The following is a 960-nucleotide window of genomic DNA, read 5'->3' as shown; positions in this document are numbered from 1 at the left end:
AAAAAGTTGGCCGTCACACTTAAAGGTTCATTCACCCTCAGCACGTCTTGCCAAATTTGCTCCAACGCTTTCTCTGTTTCTGTCGATGCCGCCACAAACTCTTGCTCCGACATCAACTCAACTTTAGGTAATTTTCGTTTATTCACCTTGCCATTAGTTGTCAACGGCAATACCGACAAGACTCGCAACGCCGATGGTTGCATATAGTCTGCTAATACTTGTTGCAATTGACTGCTGACATCCGCTAGCCATGCTTCCTGCTGCTCTTGTGCAACTCCTTCTGGTGTCACAAATCCGACTAGGTGTTTGTCACTGCCTTCACCTTGAACAACCACTGCAGCTTCTGCCACACCTGCCAGTTTTCGCAGCTGGGACTCGATTTCACCCAACTCAATTCGGTAACCTCGCAGCTTAACTTGCTCGTCTATACGCCCCAGATATTCCAATTCCCCTGTTGCGTGATAGCGCACCAAGTCACCACTGCGATAGATGCGTTTACACTCTCCGTCCTGTGTCGTAAAAGCAGTAAATTTCTCTGCTGTTAACTCTGGCCTATTTTGATAGCCTCGGGTTACGCCATCTCCCCCGATACACAGCTCGCCAATGCCACCTAGAGGTGTTTGTTTATCACCATCAAGTACATATAGCTGTGTATTCGCAATAGGTCGCCCTATTAATACACTGTTGCCACAAGCTGCTAAAGCTTCAACGCTATCTACGGTATAGGTTGCACAGCCTACTACTGTTTCTGTCGGCCCATATTCATTGATATAGGCTGCGTTTGGTAAACAGTCCGACTGCCACTTTTGTACTGTCGTTGATAACAACTGCTCACCACCCAATACCAAACTGTGTTTGTATTGGCGTGGTTCCTCTGCATTAAACAGCGGGTATAATCCATCCAAATGGGCTGGCGTTAGTTTGAATAACCAACTCTCTCCCTGTTCAAACAGGTACCAT

1 protein-coding gene is annotated in these 960 nt (G+C 47.0%); it reads right to left on the bottom strand.

Going from position 1 to position 960, the window contains the following annotated elements:
- Positions 1-960: AMP-binding protein (locus tag OPS28_RS16925; protein WP_265610654.1), on the bottom strand; the 960-nt coding region annotated here is incomplete at both ends.

It is taken from the genome of Alteromonas sp. ASW11-130 (genome assembly GCF_026183735.1).
Taxonomy (GTDB): Bacteria; Pseudomonadota; Gammaproteobacteria; order Enterobacterales; family Alteromonadaceae; genus Alteromonas.
Note: the sequence above shows the minus strand (reverse complement) of the source record. Positions and strands in the feature narration are given on the sequence as shown.